The organism is Xanthobacter pollutisoli (genome assembly GCF_040044995.1).
GTDB lineage: Bacteria > Pseudomonadota > Alphaproteobacteria > Rhizobiales > Xanthobacteraceae > Xanthobacter.
On the sequence record NZ_JBDZDP010000022.1, the window covers coordinates 43,598 to 50,317 of the forward strand.

The window sequence follows — 6,720 nt, forward strand, 5'->3', positions numbered from 1 at the left end:
AGTGGCGAGCCGCTTTTATCTCGCCGTCTGTTGGTCGTGTCTGCCTCGCCCCAACCGCCCCATGCCGCCTCTTTCCGGGAGCTCGCTACACCGCGCCGGAGTGCGATTCTGGTCATGGGTGCCCCCCATCATCGACGCGGGTCACGAAGATGCCTGCCGTCTGCGTCGAACCGGTAATTGGGGGTTGCTGCGGATCTGCGGTTCGGCTGCCGTTCCTTTGACGATCGGGCTGCGATCGTTCTGCTGCAGCGCTGCCGTCGGAGCGCGCGACGAACAACGGAGACCGAGTCCACGCAAGCGGGTCGACGGTCGCGACAGCGACGCCGGCAGCGAGCGGCTCACTGCCGATCAACGGCGCGATCGCGGCCACGTAGGCGATGGTCTCGGCGGGCAGCGCGCGGCCAGCCGAGAGATAGTCATCGTAGCGCCCGGGGCCGGCATTGTAGGCCGCAAGGAAGCCCGGCGCGCCGTAGCGGTCGTGCATTTCGCGCAGATAGGCTGCACCAGCCAGGATGTTGTCGCGCGGGTCAAAGGGATCGGCCCCCAGACCGTGGCGCGCCCGCAGATCCGCCCAGGTCGCGGGCATGATCTGCATGAGTCCCATCGCGCCTTTGGGCGAGACCGCGCGGACACGACCGCCGCTCTCGACGCGCATGACTGCCCAGATCCAGCGCTTGGGAATGCCGAACCGCTGCGCTGCCTCGGCGACCGCTTGTGTGTAGGGCGAGCCTGCAGCGGGTCGCTCGATGACCGAGGTCTGCGCCAAAGACGGCGCGGGCATCGCGCCGGCAAAGGCCAGGCCGGAAAGGAGAAGGAAGGGCAGTCGGCGGGCGGCCCCTTTCGCTCCGGCAGCGGGCTGGCGACGGGAGACGCGCATCGGTCAGTCCCGCTCGCTGCGCTTGGTCGGCCGGTTCCAGTAGAGACCCCATGCTGATTTGTCGTCGGCCGACTGGAACAGGTTGGCTCGGATTGGCTGCGCGAAGGTCGGATCGTCGAGCTGCAACGACACATATTCGCCGGCCTTCTCGCCGGTGCGCTTCCATCCCGCCCCCACTTCCGGCCCATCGGCATCATCGCCGAGGTGAACGCGATAGTCGGGCGCGTTCTCGGCGTCGGAGTGCTCCGCCGGCACGAGCACCAGAGCGGCGTCGAGGGCGAGTGTGCGAATGCGGCCACCATAGCCGTTCTTGGTGCGGGTGAATTCTCCGATCAGGCTCATGGCAACCTCCTTGGCGGTGCAGTGGAACGGGTCATGGCTGCGCCGTCACCGCGTCGGCGCGCGCCAAACGAAGCGACCGTCGCCGTCTTCGTCGGTGTAGAGAGGCGTGGCCCGGCCGATCACGGTGGTGACGCCGAGAGGCCCGAAGTAGCGGCCGTCCAGGCTGTCCCGGACGCCGATGTTCATGAGGAAGAGTTCGCTCGCGCCGATCCGGTGGCAGCCTCTCCAGATAGGCAGCGTGCGTCCCAGACGGTCGCGGTCGAGCGCATTGCCGACGGTGATCCCGTCGACGGTAATGTCCCCTCCCGAACGGCAGACTGTCTGCCCGGGAAGTGCGGCAACGCGCTTCAAGAGCGGTGAGCCGCGCGGCAGATAACCCCGGTCCGCGAGGAAGGCGGCAAGCGGCTCCGGCGCATTGACCGCGACAAGGTTGGTGACCTCGAGCGGCGTCGCCGGGCCGATCTCATAGAGGCCGACCGGGACGCTGGCCGATGCGTTCCAGACGAGCCGCGGTGCAACGTGCACCATCGCCAGCGTGATCAGCAGGAGCGCGGCGCCCGTGGCCGTCAGCAGGTAGCCGGCGCGCGTCATGGCTCGGCCCTCTGGCGCAAGCGCCAGGCGCGGTGCTGCTGTCGGGAGTAGGATCGCGGGGCGTCCCCGGCGGCGAGCCGGTTATGGACATGGCGCCAATAGTCAGGCGCAGCTTCGGCGGGATCGATGTCGAGCGCTTCGATCGCGTCGATCAGAAGCAGCACCTGCTCGACGCTCGGCCAGCCGCTCGTTTGCAGCAGGATTTCACCACCGGGCCGCACCGAGGGTAGCGTCTGATAGCCTTCGCCCGCGCTGACGGCGCGCAGGATGTCGATGCGCGAGACGACGGTGCCAAAGCCATTCGATGCCCAGCGGACGAAGGCGAAGACAGCCCCGGCGGGGAAGCTGAGGACGCGGCGCCGTCGGTCGAGGATCTGCTCGTGGACCGCGTCGCCGAAGCGGATCCAGTGCTCGATCTGCTTCTCGCGCCAAACCAGTTCGACCTCGGTGAGCCGACCGGGAGGTGATGACGGCCGAACGCCCGCTGCGCCATGAATTGCCGGTGCGCTCATGGCGCGTCCCCCTCGGCAGGAAACGCGCCTGCGAGGAGCTCGCGCAGCATGTCCGCGACGGTTTGGCCGCGCTGGAACGCGGTGACCTTGATCCGGCCGCGCAGGTCCGGCGTGACGTCGATCGTGAGGCGCGCGGTATAGGCGATGGCGTCAGCCCTGCGGCCGTGCGGATCGTCGGCGGCCTTGATCCAGGTGTCCGGGTCGCCGGGCCGCGCGGCGAAGCTGCGCCTGGTCATGGTGCGAGCCTTCCAACTTCGGCGCAGAGCGCTGCGATCTCGCGCGCACCGGCGCGCTGGCCATCGAGTTCGGAGATCAGGCGGCCCGATTGCGCGGCATCCGCGAAGCCGACGCGTTGGCCGATGGCGCTCGCCAGCACCGGCGGATCGTGTTCAGCGAGCGCCTTGGCGGTTTCGCGTGCGATGACGGTGCGCGCGCCGCAGCGGTTGAGCACGAAACGCGCGACAAGCGACGGGCGGAACAGGCGTGCTTCGCGGAGCAGCGCCAGCATCTCGGCCGACGCCCATCCGTCGAAGGGCGACGGCTGAACCGGGATGAGGACGAGATCGGCGGCGAGCAGGGCTGAGCGCATGAGGCCGGCGACCCGCGGGGGACCATCGATCACCACATGATCGGCGCCGCGCGCCAGTTCGGGCGCTTCGCGGTGCAAGGTGTCGCGCGCCAGTCCGATGACGGCGAACCGGCGAGGCAGGCCTTCACGGGCGCGGGCTTCGGACCAGTCGAGTGAAGAACCCTGCGGATCGGCATCGATGAGCATGACGCGTTGATCGCGGGTGGCCCATTCGCCAGCGAGATGGAGGGCGAGCGTCGTTTTGCCGACGCCGCCTTTCTGGTTGAGCAACGCGACGATCATGATCGTGCGCTCCGTCGGCCGCGGGGTGGTTTTCCACCGTCGCCCCGCTCCAACAAGAAGTTAGATTCGTTGTTAGATTCTAAGTTAAGGCTCGGAATCGCCGTTTCAGGCCAGAGGGTTAGTTGCGATCCGCGCGCCCGAAGTCCCGATGTGGCTGCGCCCGAAATCCCGATACCATTTGCGCCCGAAGTCCCGATCGCATCCACAACGTCATCCACAGGGCCAGTGGACAAGTTGATGGGGCGGATGTGGAGGCGTTCCTGACGACCGGCGCGCTCTAGAGCCAAGCGATAGCCGGGCAGCGGCTGGCGAGCGACGATGCGGCGGATGTCAATGGCGAAGTCGGAAACACGCGCCTGGCTGCCCGATTTGGCGTGCAGGTGCGCGATTTCGAAGGTCCAGCCCGCTGGCTGACGGCCGGCATGCTTCCGGGCGACCCGATAGAGCCAGCGCTCGATGCCGCCGGTCAGGCGGAAATAGGCGGGATCTATGGCGAGGACGAGCGAGCGGTCAATGACACCGCGATAGAGCCAGTCGGGCAGTACGAACTCCATGCCCTCTACGCGGCCGTCGCGCGTCGTGCATTCCCCCCACTCGTTGATCCAGGAGAATTGCTGACGCCGCCAATGCTCGCCGTTGCGGATCGTGGTGCGGATGACCGTCGACTGAAGGCGCGCCAGAGCGCCCTTGAGGAGCCGATAGTCGCGCGATCCCGTCTGGCGCCCGATCGCGGTCAGGAGTTGATACGGCGTGAAGCGCAGGAAGCGTGAGGTTTGGAAGCCGAGGTTTGCGGCCTCGACGATCTGGCTCGCGGCCCAGATCAGGATATCGGCATCCCAGATGGTCGCCATGCCATGCTCGGGGACCGCGAAGACTTCAACGCGAATGTCGCCGGCTTGGTAGTGGATCGGTGAGGTACGCTTGGCCTTGGCGAGCGAGAAGAAGGGCCGCTCCATCAGATCGCGCTGGTCGCGCGGACTGGCGTCGCCGGTGGCGACGACGAACGGGTCGAGCCGCGATCGTTCGCTCAAGGAGAGGGGGCGCTGCCGTGGGGACATGTCGGACGGCTCAGCGGGCTTGGCCGCCGCCGAAGGCAGGCGTGACGGCGGCATGGCGCTTGGCGGGAAGGACACTCCCGCGCGGATCGGACGTCGAGGTGACAAACCCGCGGTCAGCCCAGGCTTTCAGGTCCTCGAGCGCGTAGACGACGCGCCCGCCAAGCTTGCGATAGGCGGGACCGGTGCCGTAGGTCCGGTGCTTCTCGAGCGTGCGATCCGAGAGACCGAGGAAGCGGGCCGCTTCAGGCGTGCGGAGAAAGCGTTGCGGCACGCCGGCGCCATTGGGTGACATGATCGGGCCTCCGAGTTTGCGCGAGAGCCGCAGGGGGACAGCGGCGGTTGGCGGCTACCCTGGCGGACCGCGAAGTTGCGGAGGGAGTGGGAAGCTGGCGGGAGCAAATCCCCACACCAGGCGTGCTAGCGTCGACGGCGATGGCTCAGCAGGCGTCGATAGCCGCCGGCGATCATGGCGAGGCCGCGGCGCACAAGGTCCATGGTGGCGAACCGGCGCGAGGATGTTTTCCAGGGTTCATCGGCGAGGTCGCTTGCGCAGAACAGTGCCGCCGCGATCTCGCGGTAGCTGGCGCCGCTGAGACGACCGTCCACGGCCTGCAACATCCGTCGCGCACGTTGACGCTGCTGCTTGGTCAGCCGCGTGTCGGCAGGAATCGAGCGGCCATGGAGCGAACTCAGGAGACGGGCTACGGCCTCGAGCCGATCGAAGCCTTCGGGGCCGAGCGGGATGACGGCCGCCGTGCCTTCGTCTGCGCCTAATCCGCCGAGACGCAGGATCTGAAGCCGTTCGCCATTCGTGAGGGTGTGGACGAAGTGGGAGCCTTGCGCGTCTGATTGGCCGGGCGCCTGCGCGTCAATGGATTGTGACGTGTCGTCCTTCGGCAGGATGGCGGGCGGTGCGGTCAGTAGTACGACGCCAGTGTTCACGGTGGGTGCCCAGATGGGCGCGGCCTCTTTGGCGTCGAGGGCCGGCGACAACAGGAAATCGCAGCCCCCATCGAGACCTCGTCGCCTCGGTTGCTGCGGTGTCGGCGTTCGGTTCCAGCTGAGCGGCCTCGAAGTCGCGCTGATAGTCTCCGTTCCGGCGCAGCCATTCCCAAGCGAGTTCGGGCGAGACGAGGCTTTCGACGTATTCGTAGCGCTCGGGTGATCGCCAGTGAGAGATGTCGGGGGTCATGTATCCTCCGCCAGCAAACCTGCAGCAGCTTCGCTGCGCAGGATTCCGCCACGAAAGCGCCAGCGGAAGCCGGAGAAATGGAAACGGGCGATGCCGCCGCGGCATCACCCCCCCATCAACGACGCGGGTGCTCGTGTACGAGCTCGCGGTAGCCGTGCTGGGTCATCCATTTGGCACGATCGAGATGGCTGTCATGGATGCGGCGGGCCCGCTCCGGTTCGGCGGCCGGGTCAATGCCGAACAGGATTGACACGGCCTCTTCCCAAGCAGCGCCGTCCGACGCGGCATCAAGGAGACGGAGGTAGAGCGTCATGTGCGCCCGATCATAGTCGGTGATCGACGCGCTCTCCGGCGGCCGTTCGAGGAAGTCTGCCTTGGTCACGACGCCCCACCTGGAATCACAGAGCCCCTGCGTGTCGGCATGGCGTTAACCAAGCCCGACTTCGACGGCAACTGGTATGGCTGCTGGCTCGCAACGCGGGTTGGCCGTCGTGGAACGGCGCTAGTTTCTCTTTCGCATGTCGCTGGCGGCTTTTCGGCCATGGACGAGCATCACCCCTTCACCTTGGTCGGACTGCAAGAGGACGATGCCATGCGCTTCAAATGCCCGGCGCACCTGATCGCGCGTGCTCTCGTAGACCTTCAAGTCGCTCTCCGACTCGAGGCGCTTGAGCGCGGTCAGTGATACACGGGCTTCGTCAGCGAGCGTCTCCTGTGTCCAACCCAGCAGCGCGCGTGCGGCCCGCGACAGTCGGGCGGTGATCATGCATGATCACCTCCACTCGGACCTCAGCGCACGCCAGAACTACGACTATAATAGTCGCTCTTGGCTTCTCGGGCCAGACTGAAGAGCGTCTATTGCGGTCGTTCGAGTAGTTCAGGCCGCAACCTGATTCGGATGCTTTGGCCGACGAAGGCCCCGTCCGGATTGACCGGACGGGGCGTCGCCGGAGCCTCAGTCGCCGTTGCGGCGGCTGGGGCGGGACCAGATGAGGCTGAAACCTTCGCCGTCCTCGTCGTCGAACAGGTTGGCGTAGATCGGGGCGTTGAAGCTCGGGTCGTCCAGCTTGAGACCAAGATAGTCGCGGCCCTCGTTGGAGCGCTTGGACCAGGCGGCGCCGATCTCGATCTTATGTGGAGCTCCACATAACGTCGATTATGCGGAGAGCGGGATTATGCAGAGCGCCGGCCTGTAAGGTCTGTGTTGCCGCCGGTTTCGGCGGGGGTTCTGCTCCGCATAATTGCGGGCTGGAAGGTGGGCGCCCCGCGGGAAGCGG

The 6,720-nt window shown here is 66.9% G+C and carries 12 protein-coding genes and 1 pseudogene; all 13 read right to left on the reverse strand.

Annotation, left to right across the window (positions count from 1 at the left end; all coding sequences use genetic code 11):
- Nucleotides 1–112 precede the first annotated feature (112 nt).
- On the reverse strand, nt 113–877 hold the full coding sequence (locus ABLE93_RS23215; protein ID WP_348842129.1) for a lytic transglycosylase domain-containing protein: 765 nt from the start codon (nt 875–877) through the stop codon (nt 113–115).
- A 3-nt stretch (nt 878–880) separates the two neighbouring features.
- The gene (locus ABLE93_RS23220) at nt 881–1,219 is read right to left on the reverse strand and encodes a DUF736 domain-containing protein (RefSeq protein WP_348842130.1); all 339 of its coding nucleotides are present in this window, start codon (nt 1,217–1,219) and stop codon (nt 881–883) included.
- Nucleotides 1,220–1,264: 45 nt separating this feature from the next.
- Nucleotides 1,265–1,810: a S26 family signal peptidase gene (locus ABLE93_RS23225; protein WP_348842131.1), complete on the reverse strand. Its 546-nt coding sequence runs from the start codon at nt 1,808–1,810 to the stop codon at nt 1,265–1,267.
- Nucleotides 1,807–2,322 carry a DUF2840 domain-containing protein gene (locus ABLE93_RS23230; RefSeq protein WP_348842132.1) on the reverse strand — a complete coding sequence of 172 codons (516 nt, stop codon included), beginning with the start codon at nt 2,320–2,322 and terminating at the stop codon, nt 1,807–1,809. Before ABLE93_RS23230 ends, ABLE93_RS23225 begins: the two co-directional genes overlap by 4 nt.
- On the reverse strand, nt 2,319–2,558 hold the full coding sequence (locus tag ABLE93_RS23235) for a hypothetical protein (RefSeq protein WP_348842133.1): 240 nt from the start codon (nt 2,556–2,558) through the stop codon (nt 2,319–2,321). Before ABLE93_RS23235 ends, ABLE93_RS23230 begins: the two co-directional genes overlap by 4 nt.
- Nucleotides 2,555–3,193, reverse strand: a complete 639-nt coding sequence (gene parA, locus ABLE93_RS23240; RefSeq protein WP_348842134.1) for a ParA family partition ATPase — start codon at nt 3,191–3,193, stop codon at nt 2,555–2,557. The genes ABLE93_RS23235 and parA overlap by 4 nt, the downstream gene beginning before the upstream one ends.
- Nucleotides 3,190–4,251 (reverse strand): replication initiator protein A, encoded by a 1,062-nt coding sequence (locus ABLE93_RS23245; protein ID WP_348842135.1) that lies wholly within the window; start codon nt 4,249–4,251, stop codon nt 3,190–3,192. Before ABLE93_RS23245 ends, parA begins: the two co-directional genes overlap by 4 nt.
- Before the next feature lie 10 nt (nt 4,252–4,261).
- Nucleotides 4,262–4,543, reverse strand: a complete 282-nt coding sequence (locus ABLE93_RS23250; RefSeq protein WP_011579870.1) for a helix-turn-helix transcriptional regulator — start codon at nt 4,541–4,543, stop codon at nt 4,262–4,264.
- Between the two features lie 125 nt (nt 4,544–4,668).
- Nucleotides 4,669–5,193, reverse strand: coding sequence for a DUF2285 domain-containing protein (locus tag ABLE93_RS23255; protein ID WP_510183072.1), 525 nt, complete (start codon nt 5,191–5,193; stop codon nt 4,669–4,671).
- Nucleotides 5,120–5,548 carry a transcriptional regulator domain-containing protein gene (locus tag ABLE93_RS27055; RefSeq protein ID WP_510183073.1) on the reverse strand — a complete coding sequence of 143 codons (429 nt, stop codon included), beginning with the start codon at nt 5,546–5,548 and terminating at the stop codon, nt 5,120–5,122. Before ABLE93_RS27055 ends, ABLE93_RS23255 begins: the two co-directional genes overlap by 74 nt.
- Nucleotides 5,549–5,558: 10 nt before the next feature.
- On the reverse strand, nt 5,559–5,825 hold the full coding sequence (locus ABLE93_RS23260) for a DNA -binding domain-containing protein (RefSeq protein ID WP_011579873.1): 267 nt from the start codon (nt 5,823–5,825) through the stop codon (nt 5,559–5,561).
- Nucleotides 5,826–5,945: 120 nt separating this feature from the next.
- Entirely contained in the window at nt 5,946–6,209 is a 264-nt protein-coding gene (locus tag ABLE93_RS23265; RefSeq protein ID WP_011579874.1) for a helix-turn-helix domain-containing protein, read from the reverse strand.
- A gap of 189 nt (nt 6,210–6,398) precedes the next feature.
- Nucleotides 6,399–6,575, reverse strand: a pseudogene (locus ABLE93_RS23270) (DUF736 domain-containing protein); the annotation flags it as partial.
- Nucleotides 6,576–6,720: the final 145 nt, after the last annotated feature.